A 17958-nucleotide genomic window follows, 5' to 3' on the forward strand; every position below is an offset into this window, starting at 1 on the left:
CCCGCGCGGCGCGCGCCCCGGGCCGGCGACGCTCGACGCGCCGACGCGCCGACGCGAATGACAGCCTCCTCGCCTGAACCGGACGCGACGCCGCTGCTCGAGGCGCGCGGCCTGACCAAGCGCTTCCCCGGCGTGCTCGCGCTCGGCGGCGTGAACCTCGCGCTCGGCCGAGGCGAGGTGCTCGGCATCGTCGGCGAGAACGGCGCTGGCAAGAGCACCCTCATGAAGATCCTCGCCGGCGTCGAGGCGCCCGACGCCGGCGAGATGCTCTTCGACGGGCGCCCTGTCGCGCTCGGCTCCGTCAGGGAGGCGCTCTCCCGCGGGATCGCGCTCATCCACCAGGAGCTCAACCTGGCGGACAACCTCGATGTCGCGGCCAACATCTATCTCGGCCGGGAGCCGCGGCGGGGCGGCTTCATCGACGAGGGCAGGATGGAGCGGGAGGCGCGGGCGATCATGGCGCGGGTCGGCCTCGCGTGCTCGCCGCGCGCGCTCGTCGGCGGCCTCTCGCTCGGGCAGCGGCACCTGGTCGAGATCGCGAAGGCGCTCTCGGCCAACGCGCGGGTGCTCATCATGGATGAGCCCACGTCGTGCCTGTGCCCGCACGAGGCGGAGGCGCTCTTCCAGGTGGTGAGGGAGCTCCGCGCGGGCGGGATCAGCGTCGTGTACATCTCTCACCGCCTCGGCGAGGTGAGGGCGCTCTGCGATCGCGTGCTCGTGCTGCGCGACGGCGAGAACGCGGGCGAGCTCTCGCGCGGCGAGGAAATGAGCCACGAGCGCATCGTGAGGCTGATGGTGGGCCGCGATGTATCGCAGTTCTATCCGCACGTCCCGAACCCGCCCGGCGAGCCGGTGCTCGAGGTCTCCGGCCTCCGGACGCCGAGGCATCCCGAGCGAGCGCTCTCCTTCACGGTGCGCGCCGGGGAGATCGTCGGGGTGGCCGGGCTCCTCGGCGCGGGGCGCACGTCGCTGCTCCGGACGCTGTTCGGCGTCACGCCGGCGGCCGGAGGCGCCGTCCGCGTGGCCGGGCGGGCGATCTCGCCGCGCGCCCCGCGAGACGCCATCGCCGCCGGGATAGGCCTGGTCCCGGAGGACCGCCAGCAACAGGGCATCATCCTGGAGATGGCGATCCGGGCGAACGTGAGCCTCCCGAGCCTCGGCACGGCGCAGCGCTACGGCGTCCTCGACCGCGCGGGCGAGCGCCGGATGTCGGCGCAGATGATCCGGGAGCTCGGCGTGCGGACGCCGAGCGACGTGCAGCCGGCGCAGCACCTGTCCGGCGGCAACCAGCAGAAGGTCGTCATCGCAAAGTGGCTCTCGATGTCGCCGCGCGTGCTGCTCCTGGACGAGCCGACCCGCGGCATTGACGTCGGCGCAAAGCACGAGATATACCAGCTGATGGAGCGACTGGCAGCGAGCGGCATGGCCACCCTCTTCGTCTCCAGCGACATGGAAGAGGTGATAGGCATGTCCGACCGTGCGCTGGTGATGCACGAGGGGCGCATCGCCGGCGAGCTCGGCCGCGCCGAGCTGCGCGAGGAGGCGATCATGCAGCTCGCGACCGGCAGCGACGCCGCGGCGTGACGCGGCGTGACGCGGCGTGACGCGGCGTGACTACTAACATCGAGGCCAGAGAGCATGTCTGTGACGACGACACATGACCTCGGGGCGCGCGGCGCCGCGCCGGCTGCGCTGCTCGTGCCCACCACGCGGCGGAAGGTGCTCGGCGTCTTCTGGCTCCTCCTCGCGGTGTCGCTCGGCACCGCGCTCATGAACGGGAGGTTCCTCCTCGCGGAGAACCTCGAGAACCTGATCCGGAGGACGGCGCTGTTCGGCATCCTCAGCATCGGGGCGGGCTTCGTGATCATCACGGGCGGCATCGATCTGTCGATCGGCTCGGTCGTGGCGCTCGCCGGCTGCATGCTGCCGTGGCTCCTCTCGGTGCAGCACTGGCCGGCCTCGCTGGCGGTGCCCGTGCTGCTCGGCATCTCCCTCTGCATCGGGCTCGCGCACGGGCTGCTCATCACGAAGCTCCGGCTCCAGCCGTTCGTGGTCACGCTCTGCGGGCTCCTGCTCTACCGGGGCACCGCGCGCGGGATCTCCGGCGATCAGACGCAGGGGTTCGGCGTCGGGTTCGAGTCGCTGCGCTACCTGTCGGTCGGCAGCCCGCTCTCGGTCCCCGTGCCGTTCCTCTCGTGGATCTCCGAGGGGCGCTTCAGCCCCTACGCGGTGCACCCGTTCACCGGCGTGAAGACGCGGCTCGCGCCGATCACGTGGATCGACATTCCGATGCCGTTCCTCTTGTTCCTCGCGATCGCGGTGGCGGCGTCGATCTTCCTGAACCGCACCGTCTACGGCCGCTATCTGATGGCGCTGGGCCGCAACGAGCAGGCGGCCCGCTACAGCGGGGTCGACACCGACAGGATGACGATCCTCGCGTATGTCCTCTGCTCGGTGCTCGCCTGCTTCGGGGGCATGCTGTTCGCGCTGGAGGTCAACTCGGCCCAGCCGGTCGATTTCGGCAATTTCTACGAGCTGTACGCGATCGCCGCGGCCGTGCTGGGCGGCTTCAGCCTGCGCGGCGGCGAGGGCGCGGTGCTGGGCGTCATCCTGGGCACCGCCCTCATGCAGGTGCTGCGCAACGCCATCAACATGCTGGGCGTCCCGACCCAGATCGAGTTCGCGGTCATCGGCGCCGTCATCCTGATCGGCGTCATCGCGGACGAGGTGGTCAGGCGCTACGCGGCGGCGAGGCGCAAGGTGGTTGGCGCGTGAGCTGATGAGCTCGCAACGGCGAGGCCGACGCCGCGCTCCGTCGAGCCCGCGACGGGAGCTGCGCTGTTCGCGTCGATCGCCCCACCGCGTGATGGTTTCGGTGCTCGTGGATCCGCGTCGACACGGCGCATAGAGCGCAGCGTCGCTGTCCTTGCCAGGAGCTCGGCATGGCGGCGCGCAGGTGCGCGCAAGCGCGCGAAGATCGCGTGCTACGCTACACCATTGCTGGCGTCCCACGCGGAGCCGGAGCGACGTGAGCGCAGGGGGCCCGGGCCGCGATCCGCACGCACCACGTAAAAACATCAACTAAGTCGCTAGCTTACGGTAGCCGTGGAGCGGTCTTCACGCGACGGCCACCCGATGGAAGGGGAATGGCGTGATGCTGAAGCACATTTCTTGTGACACTGCAATCGTTTGCCTGACACTCGGGCTCGCGGGCTGCGCGCTCGACACGGATGCAGAGGAGCCGATGGCCGGGGAGTCCGCGGTCCCGTTCCCGTTCGGCGCCGCCGACAGGGCACCGTCGAAGGCAGAGGCCCTGAAGGCGCTCGGCGCCGGCATTGCCGCCAAGGGGGTCGGGGTACCCTCTGTGTGGGGACCTGCGGAGAAGTCCTTCCTCGGCACCTCGACGACCGCGGCGTCGCGGGTCTACTTCACCGGTCATCGCGGCATCGTGTCCGAGGTGTTCTATCCGGTGCTCGACACAGCGAACACCGTCGATCTGCAGTTCCTGGTGGGGGACACGGCGAAGACCTTCGTCGACGAGGAGAAGCAGCAGAGCTTCACCGTGACCCAGCCGGACAAGCGGTCCATGCGCTGGCAGGCGACGACGACGAACAGCGCCCACAACTGGCGGATCACCAAGACCGTCTTCACCGATCCGGGGCGCCACGCGTTGATCCAGCGCGTCCGGTTCGACGCCCTGGGCGGCAGGAACGTCACCCAGTTCAACCTCTACCTGCTCCACAACCCGGCGATGGACAACTCCGGGGCCGGCGACACGTCGAGGACCGTGGAGGCAGGGGGGCGCACGCTGCTCGTCGCCTCGGAGAACAGCCGCGCCTCGGCGCTCGCGGCGTCGCGCCCATGGAAGGTGGTGAGCGGCGCGCCGATGGTGTCGAGCGGCTTCGTCGGCGAGTCGGACGGCTGGACCGACCTCCTCGGCGGGAACGTCGACAGGACCATGACCTGGCGAAACGACCTGGCGAGCGGCGGCAATGTGGCGCAGATGGGCTGGATCGACCTCGGCGCGAGCGCCGTCACCAGCATCTCGTTCGACGTCGTGCTCGGCTTCGGCGCGACCGAGGCCGAGGCGGCCTCCACCGCGAACGCGACGCTCGGCGGCAACCCGAGCACGCTGCAAACCACCTACGACAACGGGTGGAAGACCTACGCGGCCGGGCTCAGCAGCCAGAGCGCCACCGCCGACGACCAGTATTACCTCGCAGCGATGTCGCTCAAGGCGATCCAGGACAAGTCGAACGGCGCCATGATCGCGGGGATGGGCACGCCCTGGGGCGAGACCAACGGCGACGGCAATAGCGGCGGCTACCACCTGGTCTGGCCGCGCGATCTGTTCAAGTTCGCCAGCGCGCTGGTGACGGCCGGCGACACCGCGAGCGGGACCGCGGTGGTCAACTACCTGTTCAACACCCTGCAGCAGTCGAGCGACTGCGGCGCCGCCGAGTACGACGCGCCGGGCTGCCCGCAGGGCTACAGCCGCGTCGGCCGCTTCCCGCAGAACGCCTGGGTCAGCGGCTGGCAGTACTGGCAAGGCACGCAGATGGATGAGCAGGCGATGCCGATCCTCCTCGCGTGGCGGCTCGGACCTTCCGTCTACAACCCGCTGTGGAAGAAGGTCAAGAGGACCGCCGACTACATCGTCAACACCGGCCCATGGACCCAGCAGGAGCGCTGGGAGGAGAACGCCGGGTACTCGCCGTCGACCATCGCGGCGGAGATCGCGGGCCTCGTCTGCGCCGCGACGATCGCCCGCGCGAACGGCGACACCACCAGCGCGGCGCGCTACATGGCCGCCGCCGACTATTGGCAGCAGAGCGTCGACCGCTGGACGTTCACGACCACAGGGTACCACGGCGACGGCCGGTATTACATCCGCATCAACCCCTCTGCGCGGGGCAACACGGGCAGCGGGCCGCAGGTGTACAACCCGGTGTCCGGGCCGGACGCGGCGGTCACCTTCACGATCGGCAACGGCGGCGGCACGCACGACCAGCGGTACATCGTCGACGGCGGGTTCCTCGAGCTCGTGCGGATGGGGGTGAAGCGGGCCGACGATCCCTCGATCGTCGCGACGCTGCCCGAGTACGACGCCATCCTGAAGCGGACCATCGCCGGCAAGGGCGACGCGTGGTTCCGCTACAACTACGATGGATACGGCGAGAAGAACGACGGCGGCAACTTCGACGGAAACGGCGGCCGGGGCCGGCTGTGGCCCATCTTCACGGCCGAGCGCGGCATGTTCAAGATCGCCAGCACGGGTGTCGGCGCCGACGGCAACCCCTACCTGACCGCGGTGAAGGCGTTCTCGACGCCGCAGGGCTTCATCCCGGAGCAGGTGTGGAGCGAGACGACGGACGTCACCGGCTGGTCCGTCCAGAAGCCGGCGAACGTCGCGGCGGGCACCCCGACGCGGTCGATGAGCCCCCTGAACTGGGCGATGGGAGAGCACATCAGCCTGGTGGCGTCGATCCGGGCGGGCAGGGTCGTCGATATCCCCTCGGTGGTCTGCGGCCGCTACAACGCGTGTGTGGTGCCGCCCGCGTCCGGCGAGGTCGGCGTCGCTGTCAACGTCACCGCGACCACCGTTGTCGGCCAGCACATGTACGTCACTGGCAACACCGCGGCGCTCGGCAGCTGGAACACCGATCTCGGCGTCCCGGTCGATCCGCGCGGTTACCCCGTGTGGACGAACCGCGTCAACCTGCCGGCCAGCAGCGCGCTCCAGTACAAGTACTATCGCAAGAACGCCGACGGCACCGTGACCTGGGAGACCCTCCCGGGCGGCGGCAACCGCACGATGAGCACGCCCGCGTCCGGCGGGGCGCTCACGCTCAACGACACCGTGAGCTGGTAAGTGGTCATCATCGAAGCGCGGCGCGCGAGCGAGCCTACGCTGTGGGGCGCTCGGGCGCGCAGGCGCGCCCAGCCTTCATCGGGAGCGTGAAGAACACCCGCGTTCCCCGGCCGAGCTCGCTCTCCACGCGGATTGTGCCGCCGTGGCGCTCGACGAGGTTCTTGCAGATCGACAGGCCGAGCCCCGTGCTCTTCTCGCCGCCGGTCGACCGGGTGCTCGTCCTCCGGAACTTGCGGAACAGGCCGCTGATCTCGTCCGGGCGAATGCCCAGGCCCTGATCCTCGATCATCACCTCGACCGCCTGACCGAGCCTCCGCGCGCGCACCGTCACCGTCGTGCCCGGATGAGAGAACTTGAACGCGTTGCTGAGCAGGTTGCTCAGGACCTGCTCGATCCGCGCGGCGTCGCAGCAGACGAGCGGGAGATCCGCGGGCACGTCGACGTGCACCGCGATCCCCTTCCGGCCGGCGCCGTGCTCGTTCAGGGAGACCGCCGCCATGAGGATGCCTCGCAGGTCGGCCTCCTGCAGGCGAAGCCCGCCGTTTTCGTGCTCCAGCGTCGTGATGTCGAGCAGGTCCTCGAGCAGCTGCAGCGCGAACTCGGCGTTGTCCTGGATCTTCACGGCGTAGCGCCGCGTGTCCTCGGGCCCCACGCCGGCGCCGGCCAGCTGCATCTTCGAGAACCACTGGATCGCCGCGATCGGATTGCGCAGATCGTGCGCGGCGACGCCCATGAGCTCATGGGTCCTCTGGGTCACCTCGGCGAGGTGCTGGTTCTCGAGGTGGAGCGCGTCGGCGCTCGCCTTGAGGCTCGAGAGGAGCCGCTGGCAGCGGCTGATGCGCTCGTGCTGCGCGAACGCGTCGCTCACGACGCCGGCGAGCTCCGGCGGATCCCATGGCTTGGAGATGAACCGGTACACGCCGCCCTCGTTGATGGCCTGGATGGCGGCGCTCGTGTCCGCGTAGGCGGTCATGAGGAGGCGGACGGTCTCCGGGAATTCGGCCCTGAGCCTCGCGTAGAACTCCGTGCCCGTCGTGCCAGGCATCCGCTGGTCGCTGAGGACGACAGAAATGGGCCGCTCGCGCAAGATCGCGTGGCCCTGCTCGGCGCTCTCCGCGATGAGGACATCGTAGTCGCGCCGGAGCTCGCGGCGGAGCGCCTTCAAGGTCTCGGGCTCGTCGTCGACGATGAGCAGCGCGCGCCGCTCGCCGGAGGCGCGCGTCATCGGCCGGGCTCCTTCGGCAGCGTGATCGTGAAGGTGCTGCCCTCCCCGGGGGTCGATCGGACGGTGAGCGTGCCGCCGTGCCGATCGACGACGATCTTGTGCGAGATGGTCAGGCCGAGCCCCGTGCCCTGCCCGACAGGCTTGGTCGTGAAGAACGGATCGAAGATCCGGCCGAGGACGTCAGGGGTTATACCGGCGCCGTTGTCCTCGAACTCCAGGACGACCCGGCGCGCTTCGTCGCGCTCGCGGATCACGATGCGACCGTTCCCCCGGCCCCGGCACTCGACCGCCTGGGCCGCGTTGATGAGCAGGTTCAGGAACACCTGGCTGAGCTCCGCCGGCTTGCAGCGCAGCTTCGGCAGCTCGGCCCACTCGACCGTCACCTGGACGCCGCCGTCCTTCAGCGCCGGGCCCGCGATCGCGAGGGTGCTCTCCAGGCACTCCTTCAGGTCACAGCGCTCCTCCTCCGCCCGGTCGATCCGCGTGAAGGTCCTGAGGTCCTCGACGATCTTCTGCACGCGCGCGAGGCCGCCCAGCGTGCCTTTCACGAGATCCCCCGTATCCTCGCGCAGAAAGTCGGGCTCGACCTCGGCGCGGAGCGCCTCGGCGAGGCCCTTCACGTCGTCCGAGCCTGCGCTGACGGCGGCCCGCTCGAGCGCCTCGTAAGCGGCGAACAGCCGATCGAGCGACTCTGCCAGGGTGTGCACGTTGCTGCGGACGAAGGCGAGCGGGTTGTTGATCTCGTGGGCCACGCCGGCGGCGAGCTTGCCGAGCGCGTTCATCTTCTCGGAGTGGACGAGCATCGATTGCGTGGCGCGCAGCTGCTCGAGCGACCGCTCGAGCTCCTTCTGCTCGGACACGAGCCGCCGCTGGAGGCTCGTGATCCGCGAGTTGAGCGCGGACACCTCGGCGACGACGCGCTCGAGCTCGATGACGTCGAACTCGGCGAGGAGCAGCAGGTCGTGGCCGAGCCGCCAGACCTCTCCCCGGAGGCTGTGCGCGACGGACCGGAGATCCCCGAAGTGCAGCAGGCCGCGGTAGATCGGCTCCTCGGCGCCGCGCCCGGCCGCGGCGAGCTGCGCGAAGCTCGGGCTGACGAGGCGAGCCTCGGCGCGACCCGGCCCGCCCGCGTCCCCGATCAGCCGGCGCATGCCGTGGTTGGTGAGCCTCGGCGCGCCGTCCGGCGCGAACACGCCGATCGCGAGCGCGGTCGAGGCCATGAGGAAAGCGGCGGCGAGCTCTGCGACCGGATCGCGGAGCTCGTGTCCAGGCGGGGGGGCCACGAGCGGCGCGCCCTCGTTTTCTCCTGCGCTTTGCGTGCTGCGCGGTTCCATCGGCGTCATCGGAATCCGAGCCTCTCCCTCGCTCGCGGCGGAGGCGGTCTGTCTTTGGCGGGCCGGCGCGGAGCTCGCTGTGCGAAACGCACCCCGCGGGGCCGGCGGTCGAAGGCGCGGAGCGGCGTCATGCGCGCCGCGCCGCGAGGAGCTGCTCCGCCGTGCGGACGGCCCGCTCTGCGCTCGGCGCCGAGCCGTCGGCCCCGAGCTGCCTCCAGAGGTCCTCGACGACGCGGAACGGCTGGCCGCCGACCAGGACGACGACGCCCCTGCACCGATCGTCGCCGCGTGCCGCGGTGATCACCTGGCGGACGCTCGACAGCTGATCGCTGAGCGCGGCCGAGACCGCGAGGACGTCGGCCTTCCGCTGGACGACCTCCTGGATCACGTGCTCGGCGGGCGTGCTGGCCCCGAGATAGAAGGTGTCCCACCCCGCCATTTCGAAGAAATCGGCGACGAAGCGCGCGCCGATCTCGTGGAGGTTCCCGTCCACGGCGGTGGCCACGAGGCGACGGCCGGCGCGATCGGCGCTGACGACGAGCGGATAGAGCTGGCCGAGGATCATCTGCGTGACCGCCGTGCAGTAGTGCTCGCCGGCGATGCTGAGCTGACGGAGCTGCCAGCGCCGGCCCACCTCGTACTGGCACGGCTCCAGCACGTGAGCATAGATGTCCCTGACCGGCGCGCCAGCGTCGAGCGCCTCCCGGATGACCCGCACCGCTCGCCTCCGGTCCCGCTCGAGCAGCGCGTCGAGGTAGCTGCACGCGACGGCGCCGAGCGGCGCCTCCGGGCGGACGAAGCTGGGATTTTCGGCGCGCATCGAGGTGAGCCGCTCGAGCGCCGCCGCCAGGTACCGCCGCGGCGCCTCGGCGAGGCGCTCCGGCAGCGTGAGCTCGAGGACGTCGCCGAGCGCGCGGAGGTAGCCCACGAGCTCGGCGGGGTCGAGGCCGTGCTGCACCAGCCGCGTCTGTGCCCACTCTGCATAGGCGCTGAAGAGCTCCGGCGACCCGTGGTCGAGCGCCGCGGCGAGCTGCGCGACGTGGCGCCTGGCGTCGTCGAGGCAGAGGGCGCGCTTCGCGCCGGCGGCGAGCGCGTCCGCCGGGCGCCGCATGAAGCTGAGCGCGACGCTCATCGGCGCGACGCGCGCCGCCGAGCGCTCGATGGCCTCCGCCGCCGAGCCGGCTTCGCCGGCGGCGCACGGGGGCTCGGGGATGGCCGCCAGCGCGGCCGGCGTCACGAGGGGCGAGGCCCAGAGGCGCTCCCGGCCCGCGGCCAGCGCGTCCTGCGCCAGCGAGGAGAGCGCCGGATCGAGCTGCTCGCCGATGCTCTCGCTCAGCGCGTCGAGCGCGGCGCCGAGCGCGCGCCGGGGCACCCCGAGCGCCTCGAGGAACACCGCCGTGAACGCGCAGTACTCGCAGAGCTGCCGGGCGCCCTCCGCGCGGAGCGCCGCCGCGAGGGCGTCGATGTGCGCCGCGAGGTCCACGTGGCAGCGCGAGAGCGCCTCGCGCTCGCCGCGCGCTCCGAAGGCGCGCGGCGCGACGGACGCGGCCTCGAGGCGGGCGAGCGCGGCGTCCCTCAACGATTCACGGCGAGCGACGAGCTCATCGGCCGCCCTGTCACGCTCTGTGGTCACCATGCCCGCAGTTGTGGTGACGCGCCATCGTCGCCGCACGCGCGATATCGCACGGGCCCGCCCGACGCCCCTCCGGCGGGCGGACGCCGCCGGAGGGGCGTCGGGCGCCGCGGGTCGAGGGCGAGCGGACCCGTCAGGCTTGAGCCGGCGCCGTGCTTCAAGCTACCGTCTCTCCCGCGTCTCAAGAGAGCGTCGTCGCCCGGCGCGGGAGCTGAAGAACGATGTCAATCTCGTTGGTGCGGAACGCCTACGGCAAATCGAGGGTGCGGCTCGTGAAGGTCCGCCGCGCGGGCGCGCGGCACGAGCTCACCGACGTCCAGGTCGATGTCCAGCTGGAGGGCGAGTTCGACGACGCTTACATGACGGGTGACAACAGCAAGGTGCTGCCCACGGACACGATGAAGAACACCGTGTACGCGCTCGCCAAGGGCCACCCGGTCGAGCCGATCGAGGACTTCGGCGTCCTGCTCGCCGAACACTTCCTCGGCAAGCCGCACGCCCGGCGGGCGAGGGTCGCTATCGCGGAGAACGTCTGGTCTCGCGTCGACGCGGGCGGCTCGCCGCACCCTCACGCCTTCCTCCGCGCGGCAGGGGAGCGGCGGACCGCGGAGATCTCCGCGGCTCCCGGCGCGGTCGAGATCACGTCCGGCATCGCGGATCTCCTCGTCCTCAAGACCGCCGGCTCGGCGTTCTCGGGCTTCCCGCGCGACGAGTACACGACGCTCAAGGAGACCGGGGACCGCATCCTCTCGACGCTCATGGTGGCTCGCTGGCGCGCGGCCGGTCGCGACCCGGCGCCGACGGCGACGTGGGAGCGCGCCCGCCGCGCCCTGATCGAGACGTTCGCAGAGCGACACAGCCTCTCGGTGCAGCACACCATTCATGACCTGGGGGAGGCGGTGCTCGCCGCCTGTCCTGCCATCGACGAGGTGAGCCTCTCGCTCCCCAACAAGCACTGCCTGCTCGTCGATCTCGCACCCTTCGGGCTCACCAACGACAACGAGATCTTCGTCCCGGTCGACGAGCCGCACGGGCTCATCGAGGCCACGATGAAACGAGGGAGCTGATCGCCGGGCGTGGCCGTTTTTCTCGACATTCCGACGAGGTGCCCGGTACAGTGCGGCGCATGGACCAGGTGGCCGGCCCGGACGAGCTCGAGACCGCGACGAGCTACATGAACGCGGTCCTCAACGGACCGTTCATCGCCGTGGAGTGCACGGGCGACGTCGGGGCTCTCGAGATCGCCGCGTGGAGCGCCGGGGCGGAGCGGCTGCTGGGTTATACCGGGGAAGAGGTGATTGGCCGCCGCCTCGCGGACACGGCGCTGGGCAGCGCCGACGCCGACCTCTGGCGACGCCTCTGCGACGGGCAGGGCGGCGCGCCGCTCTCCGCCGAGCACCGGCGGAAGGACGGGCGGGTCGTCGCGTGTGCGTGGGTGCACGAGCCGATGCGCGGCGCCGACGGCCAGGTGGTGCGCAGGCTCTTCATCGGGCAGGACGTGACCGACCGCGGCCGCCTGGCGGACGCGTCGCGGGACGACTCGATCATCCTGCGCGCCATCCTCGATCACGTCCCGATAGCCGCGTGCAAGTACGATCGCGATGGGGTGTTCACCCATCATGACGGCAAGGGGCTCGAGAACTCGGGCGTGGAGCCCGGGGCGCTCATCGGCAAGAACGTCTTCGACCTCTACGAGTCCAACCCGGAGGCCGTGGACGGGATGCGGCGCGTGTTTGCGGGAGAGGTCGTGGACAACCAGGTCGAGGCCCACGGCATCACCTGGCGGTCCTGGCTGCTCCCCATCTTCGACGAGCGCGGCGCGCAGAACGGCGCGGTGTCCGTGACGTTCGACATCACGGACGTGAAGCGCAAGGAGGTCGAGCTCCAGGCGAGGCTCGACATGATCCAGGCCCAGCAGCAGGTGATTCGCGCGCTGTCGACGCCCATCATCGAGGTCTGGGATCGCGTGCTGACGCTCCCGATGGTCGGCGTCGTCGACAGCGTGAGGACCTCCGAGGTGATGGACAGCCTCCTCGACGCGATCTCGACCAAGGGGGCGCGTTTCGCGATCCTCGATCTGACCGGGGTCGACGCCGTCGACACGAAGACGGCGAGCTACCTCATCGAGATGGTCCGCGCGATACGGCTCCTCGGCGCGGAGGGCGTGATCACGGGTATCCGCTCGAACGTGGCGCAGACGATGATCGCGCTCGGGGTCGATCTCTCGGGGATCATCACGATGGGCAACCTCCGCGCCGGCCTCAAGCTCTGCATCCAGCGGATGAACCGCGCCGACGCCGCCGCGGCCGACGGCGCGCGGCGGGCCGAGCCACGTTGATCGGAGCGTCGAGGGCTTGATCGAGCTCGGCGCCGGACCGATCAATTGACAGGAGGCGGCGCGCCGCCTGATCGAGCTCCGAGCACCTCGACCGCGCCCTCCGACGACAGCAAGATCTGCGGGTTGGCCTGCGCCGGCGAGATCACGTTGAGCACGCCCCTCGCGCGCACGCGCAGGCCTGGTTTGATGAGCTTGTTGCGCGCGTCCACCGGGGTGCCGGGGTGCGCCGCCCAGCCCCGCGCGAGTTTGTCGCGGATCGCCTTGAAGAGCTCCGGATCGGTGAAATTGACGAGCGTATACTCGCGCTCCACGCGATCCCTGTCGACGACGCGCAGCGCCCAGATGTCGAATTTGATTTGCGGGCTCTTCGGGAAGAGCACGAGATCGCCCTCCAGCTCGATCGGATGGCCATGACCGGCCTGCACGCGCTCCAGCACCTCGATCGGCGTCGAGACGGCCGGATCGAGCCGCAGGTGGATCGGGCGATCGGGGTGCTCGGCGATCACGTAATGCAACCGGATCTTGTCATTGCGCCACAGGTCTCGGACGTGCTCCGGGCGGGTGACGAAGACCGGCACCACCTTGTCTGCGAGCTCGACCACGAGGACCTTGCCGTCGGCGTCGACGCCGTGCACACGACCCACGAGCTCGCGCCCCCCGAGGAGCGCCGCGTGCGTGGTCGTGTCGTGCGCATACGATGGCGCGTCCACGCCGGAGGAAAACCGCGTGATCACCTCGATGCGGCGCACGCGGACATGGCGCTGGGGGCCCTTCTTCTCGAGGCTGCCGAACACGCGCAGCCGGTCATGCCGCTGGAGCCCGCCGAGCTCCCGCGCGACCTCCGGCGACCCCGGGATCATCGGAAAGTCAGCGTAACGGAAGAAGTCGTGCGGGAGCCGGTAGGTGAATACGAAGAGACCGGACGCAGGCGCCGCGCCGTGCATCCATCCATCGAGCCCGTGGCCGGCGAGCGCCGCGGCGATACCGGCATCATCGTCCGGGTCAACCACGGCCGACGGATCGCGCGGGGTCGGCGCCGCGTGCTGGATCGGAGTCGCGCGCGCGGGCAGCGCGGCCGGTGCCCGTGTCGGCGGGGGATGGCAGCCGGACGGAACGACCAGGAGGGCGAGCAGCCAGCCGAGCACCGCGACCACGCGTTGACCCATGCGTCAGCATAGCAGGTGCGGAGTCGAACCGGCACGGAGGCCGTCGAGCGCCTGAGCGGCGCTTTCGCGCGCTCCGGTCGAATCGCGCCCGCAACGCGATCCACACGAACGTTGGAGGCGCCTGTGGACGCCCTGGAGCGGCCTCTCGCGCTGGCGCTGGCCAGGGTGCCGTCGTCGGACGTCGCCACGCGCAGCGGAGACGGTTCGTCCTCGCGCATCTGGCGGATCATGGGATCGAAGACCGCGCGCAGCGCCGGCAGGGCGCTCCACGTCGGGCTGGAGCGCGAGCGCCATGGGCGTCGCAGCTCGCGCGCTTCGGCTCGCGCCCGCGTCCGATCCACCTGACCCACGTTCATGGCGATCACGCCGCCGGCCTCGGCGAGCTCCCCCGCGGGGTGGAGATCGTGACCGGCGAGGGCGAGCTCATCCGCGCCCACCCGAGCCTGCGCGTCGTCCACGGGCACGAGGCGCCCCAGGTGATCTGCGATGTCTCCCCCGCGCCGTGACGCCGCGAGGCGCGCGGCGCGCGTGACGTCGCTGATCAAAATTGGAGAGCTTTCGGCGGTTCGTGATCAATACGCGCCGGAGCGGGAATTCTTCCAATGACTACTCGTGTGCGCGGCGTGGGTGGCCTGGAGAGGTGCGACGGAGTCGCGCTCTCGTCTCGCTATTTAGGCCGCAGTGCGCCCGGTTCTGCTGGTCTAACGCGGCGCGTACCGCGTCAAGTGACGGCCAGTCGGTCCATAATATGACGGGAGTGGAGTCTTCGGGCAGTATCAGACTTCGCCAGCGGATGGTCCGTTGTTGACCGCTGTCCGGCAATTGAACGTGGGCGTCTGGCGCCGTGAATTGATGGGAGCAGCGCTTGACGTCTGGCGAGGCTTCAACGTAGGTTGTGACCGACGGTAGGAGGTCACGGTATGGCTGACTTAGGATATCGTCGCTGGCGAGCCGGTCACGCGCTCATAGCGACGCTCGCGCTGACGGCCGTAGCCGGGTGCGGTAACGGGCAGATCGGAGCGGCGGGCTCCGGCTCCGGCTCCGGCTCCGGGGAGGACGGCTCGACGTCCGGACAGGGGGATCCCCCGGTCTGCGGCGCCGAGCGGATCCTCGCGCCGCAGCGGCGTTTGACGCGATTCGAATACAACAACACGGTCCGAGATCTCCTCGGAACGTCCCTCACCCCTGCCGATCAATTCCCCCCGGATGAGATCGCCGGCGGCTTCAACAACAACGCGACGGTGCTGACCGTGTCTGCGCTGCACGCGGAGAAATACCTCCTGGCTGCCGAGGCGCTCGCGACCGAGGCCGTCGCGGGCGATCTGTCGAAGCTCGTGCCGTGTGATCCGGCCGCGGTCGAGGGGCAAGTCACCCAGGAGGAGGCGTGCGCGCGGCAATTCGTCCAGGACTTCGGCCGTCGCGCGTACCGTCGACCGCTCGAGACGTCGGACGTCGACCGGCTGATGCGCGCCTACGCCGCGGGGCGCACCGACGGGTCGTTCCGTGAGGGCATCGAGGTCGTCATCCGGGCCGCGCTGCAGTCGCCGAAATTCCTGTTCCGCCTGGAGCTGCGTCACGATCTCGATGCCTCCTCGTCGCGGGTGCGACTCGACCCGTACGAGATGGCGTCGCGCCTGTCGTACCTCGTCTGGGCGTCCGGCCCCGACGACGAGCTGCTCGATGCCGCCGAGGCGGGCCTGCTCGATACCCGCGAGCAGCTCGCCGAGCGAACCCGCCAGATGCTGGAGCACCCGCGGGCACGCCGGGCCATCACGGAGTTCTACAAGCAATGGCTCAACCTCGGGAAGCTCGGGACCATCGTCAAGGAGGAGAGCAAGTTCCCCGGGTACGACGACGAGCTCGTCGCGGGGATCAGCGCGGAGACTCCCGCGTTCGTCGAGCACGTGCTGTGGTCCGGGGACCACAAGCTCTCGAGCCTGCTCACGCTGCCCGTCGGCTTTGCCACCGAGTCCGTCGCCGAGCTCTATGGCGTGACGGTCCCGCCCGGCTCGACCACACCCCAGCTCGTGGAGCTCCCGCCGGACCAGCGCGCGGGGGTGCTCACGCAGCCCGCGTTCCTGGCCGTCCACGCGCACCCCGATCAGACCTCTCCGGTGCTGCGCGGCAAGGCCATCCGCGCGAAGTTCATGTGCCAGGACCCGCCGCCTCCTCCTAACGACGTCGACCTCACGCCGCCCACCGGCGACGAGGGCGTCACCGCTCGTCAGCGGTTCAACCAGCATGCCTCCAATGCCAGGTGCGCCGGCTGCCATCAGCTGATGGATCCGATCGGCTTCGCGTTCGAGAACTTCGATGCCGTGGGCGCGTACCGCACCGAGGAGGGGGGGCAGGTGATCGATGTCTCCGGCGAGATGGTCCTGTCCGATGACATGGACGGCTCGTTCGTCGGCGTTCGCCAGCTGGCGGAGAAGCTCGCCGGGAGCGCGCAGGTCCGCGAGTGCCTCGCGACGCAATGGTTCCGCTACACGGCGGGCCGCTTCGAGAACGTCGACGACGAGTGCTCGCTCGACGGGCTGCGCGCAGGGTTCCACGGCTCGGAGGGCGATCTCGTGGAGCTCATCGTGGCGACGACGCAGACCGACGCGTTCCTGTACCGCAGCGCGATCGCAGAGGAGGAGTGACATGAGACCGCGAATGATCTCTCGACGGCGGATGCTCCAGGGCGCGCTGGCCGCGACGGCGACGATTCCGCTGCTGAACTCCGAGCTGGCCCGCGGGCAAGAGGCCGCCGCGCCCAAGCGCTTCGTGGTGTTCTATACGCCGAACGGCACCATGGAGTCGAAATGGATGCCCACGGGGACCGAGACCAACTTCACGCTGAGCCCGCTGCTCCAGCCGCTCTCGCCGTTCAAGTCGAAGATTATCCCGCTGCGCGGGGTCAACATGAACGTCGTGGTCAACTCCAACATCGGCTCCGAGCACGCTCGGGGCATCGGGGGGCTGCTGACGGGGCGGGCGCTGCTCAAGGGCAACTTCAAGAGCTTCATGTCCACCAACGCCGGCTGGTCGTCGGGGATCTCGCTCGATCAGCACATCGCGAACAAGCTGAAGCCCCAGACGCTGTTCCGGACCCTGGAGCTCGGCGTCCAGGTCCGTGACGCGGAGGTGCGCGGTCGGCTCAGCTACGCCGGGCCGGACCAGCCCATCCCCCCCCGCGAGGACCCTTACGATACGTTCCAGCAGCTCTTCGGGGCCTCGGTGCCTGGCCAGGGCCAGGACCAGGGCGGGTCCACCGCGCTGGATCGGCTCCGCGCGCAGCGGCGGACCGTGTTCGATCTCCTCCGCGAGGACATCGCCGACGTGCGGCCTCGCATCGGCAAGGAAGATCGCCTCAAGCTCGACTCTCACCTGCAGTCGATCCGGGACATCGAGGCGCGCCTGGCCGGCGGCGGCTCCTCGACCGGCGGGGGCGGCACCCCGACCACGAGCTGCCAGGCCCCGGCGCTGGGCGACCGCATCGACCTCTCGAAGGACGACAACATGCCCGCCATCGGCAAGCTCCAGATGGACATGATGGCCGCGGCGCTCGCGTGCGACCTCACCCGGATCGCCACGATCCAGTGGTCGTACGCCGAGAGCGAGCACCTCTACCCGTTCCTCGGTCTCACGCAGAATCACCATGCCATCTCCCACGAGTGGAACGCGGCGGGTGACGAGAAGTACATGAAGATCCACACGTGGCTCGCGGAGCAGCTCGCCTACCTGCTCGGGAAGCTCGACTCGTACGCGGAGGGGGATCGCACGCTCCTCGACAACACCGTCGTCCTGTGGGTCACCGAGATCGGCGAGTCGAGGCAGCACGCCCTCACGAACATCCCGTTCTTGCTCGCCGGCAGCGCGGGCGGGGTCTTCCGCACCGGCCGCTTCGTGGACTATCTGGCGAACGGCGGCTCTGCCCGCCAGCACAACGATCTTCTCGTCACGATCGCGAACGCGATGGGGACCGACGACAAGACCTTCGGCGACCCCCAGTACAGCACCGGCGCGCTTCCCTCGCTCACCTGAGTCCCGCCTGCCAGAGCTCGCCGCGGCCCCCGGCGCGGCCCACGCGCCGGCGGGGCCGCCGCCGATCACCAGCACGTCGGCGAAGTCGTCGAATGGCCCGCGCAGGTCGTGCGTTCTCGGCGCCCTTGGCGGCTTGGCGGTTCGCTTCCTCGGCCGACTTCCCGCAGTAGAGCTACCACCGCTGGGCTACCCACCGCCGCCCCGCGCGGAGCGGCGGCGATCCCCGCGGCGAGGGCCTGATCGGGCCACGAGCGCGCGGCCGAGATCTCTCCCGTGACGCAGGCGGACAGATCGCACGAGAGCGGATCAAATCACCCAGGCCGCTGCGCGCGGGAAGGACTTGACTCGTCCGGTTGAAGGCACC

11 protein-coding genes are annotated in these 17958 nt (G+C 70.2%); 7 read left to right on the top strand and 4 right to left on the bottom strand.

Annotated features, from left to right (window positions below):
- Positions 1 to 57: 57 nt before the first annotated feature.
- From ACSRUE_RS27770 to ACSRUE_RS27780, 3 genes are all read left to right on the top strand, one after another.
- Entirely contained in the window at positions 58 to 1584 is a 1527-nt protein-coding gene (locus ACSRUE_RS27770; RefSeq protein WP_441286233.1) for a sugar ABC transporter ATP-binding protein, read from the top strand.
- A gap of 54 nt (positions 1585 to 1638) precedes the next feature.
- Positions 1639 to 2775: an ABC transporter permease gene (locus ACSRUE_RS27775; protein WP_437767269.1), complete on the top strand. Its 1137-nt coding sequence runs from the start codon at positions 1639 to 1641 to the stop codon at positions 2773 to 2775.
- Between the two features lie 469 nt (positions 2776 to 3244).
- Complete coding sequence (locus ACSRUE_RS27780; protein ID WP_441286234.1) at positions 3245 to 5872, top strand: glycoside hydrolase family 15 protein; 2628 nt, start codon at positions 3245 to 3247, stop codon at positions 5870 to 5872.
- Between the two features lie 34 nt (positions 5873 to 5906).
- On the opposite strand, the gene ACSRUE_RS27785 is transcribed toward ACSRUE_RS27780, so the two are convergent.
- The 3 genes from ACSRUE_RS27785 to ACSRUE_RS27795 all read right to left on the bottom strand — a co-directional run bounded on the left by ACSRUE_RS27785 (position 5907) and on the right by ACSRUE_RS27795 (position 10067).
- Entirely contained in the window at positions 5907 to 7097 is a 1191-nt protein-coding gene (locus ACSRUE_RS27785; protein ID WP_441286235.1) for an ATP-binding protein, read from the bottom strand.
- The gene (locus ACSRUE_RS27790) at positions 7094 to 8440 is read right to left on the bottom strand and encodes a sensor histidine kinase (RefSeq protein ID WP_441286236.1); all 1347 of its coding nucleotides are present in this window, start codon (positions 8438 to 8440) and stop codon (positions 7094 to 7096) included. The genes ACSRUE_RS27785 and ACSRUE_RS27790 overlap by 4 nt, the downstream gene beginning before the upstream one ends.
- Positions 8441 to 8558: 118 nt before the next feature.
- Positions 8559 to 10067, bottom strand: coding sequence for a cobalamin-dependent protein (locus ACSRUE_RS27795; RefSeq protein ID WP_441286237.1), 1509 nt, complete (start codon positions 10065 to 10067; stop codon positions 8559 to 8561).
- Between the two features lie 218 nt (positions 10068 to 10285).
- Here ACSRUE_RS27795 and pucL point away from each other — a divergent pair, with 218 nt between their 5' ends.
- Positions 10286 to 11131 carry a factor-independent urate hydroxylase gene (pucL, locus tag ACSRUE_RS27800; RefSeq protein WP_441286238.1) on the top strand — a complete coding sequence of 282 codons (846 nt, stop codon included), beginning with the start codon at positions 10286 to 10288 and terminating at the stop codon, positions 11129 to 11131.
- Between the two features lie 59 nt (positions 11132 to 11190).
- Positions 11191 to 12402 (top strand): PAS domain S-box protein, encoded by a 1212-nt coding sequence (locus ACSRUE_RS27805; protein WP_441286239.1) that lies wholly within the window; start codon positions 11191 to 11193, stop codon positions 12400 to 12402.
- 41 nt (positions 12403 to 12443) lie between these two features.
- Here ACSRUE_RS27805 and ACSRUE_RS27810 read toward each other — a convergent pair whose 3' ends face one another.
- Complete coding sequence (locus tag ACSRUE_RS27810; RefSeq protein WP_441286240.1) at positions 12444 to 13568, bottom strand: hypothetical protein; 1125 nt, start codon at positions 13566 to 13568, stop codon at positions 12444 to 12446.
- 920 nt (positions 13569 to 14488) lie between these two features.
- On the opposite strand from ACSRUE_RS27810, the gene ACSRUE_RS27815 reads away from it, so the two are divergent.
- Together ACSRUE_RS27815 and ACSRUE_RS27820 are read left to right on the top strand one after the other, a co-directional pair.
- Positions 14489 to 16210 (top strand): DUF1592 domain-containing protein, encoded by a 1722-nt coding sequence (locus tag ACSRUE_RS27815; protein ID WP_441286241.1) that lies wholly within the window; start codon positions 14489 to 14491, stop codon positions 16208 to 16210.
- A gap of 1 nt (position 16211) precedes the next feature.
- Positions 16212 to 17594 carry a DUF1552 domain-containing protein gene (locus ACSRUE_RS27820; RefSeq protein ID WP_441286242.1) on the top strand — a complete coding sequence of 461 codons (1383 nt, stop codon included), beginning with the start codon at positions 16212 to 16214 and terminating at the stop codon, positions 17592 to 17594.
- Positions 17595 to 17958: the final 364 nt, after the last annotated feature.

It is taken from the genome of Sorangium sp. KYC3313, from assembly GCF_052075895.1.
Classification (GTDB): Bacteria; Myxococcota_A; Polyangia; order Polyangiales; family Polyangiaceae; genus Sorangium; species Sorangium cellulosum_B.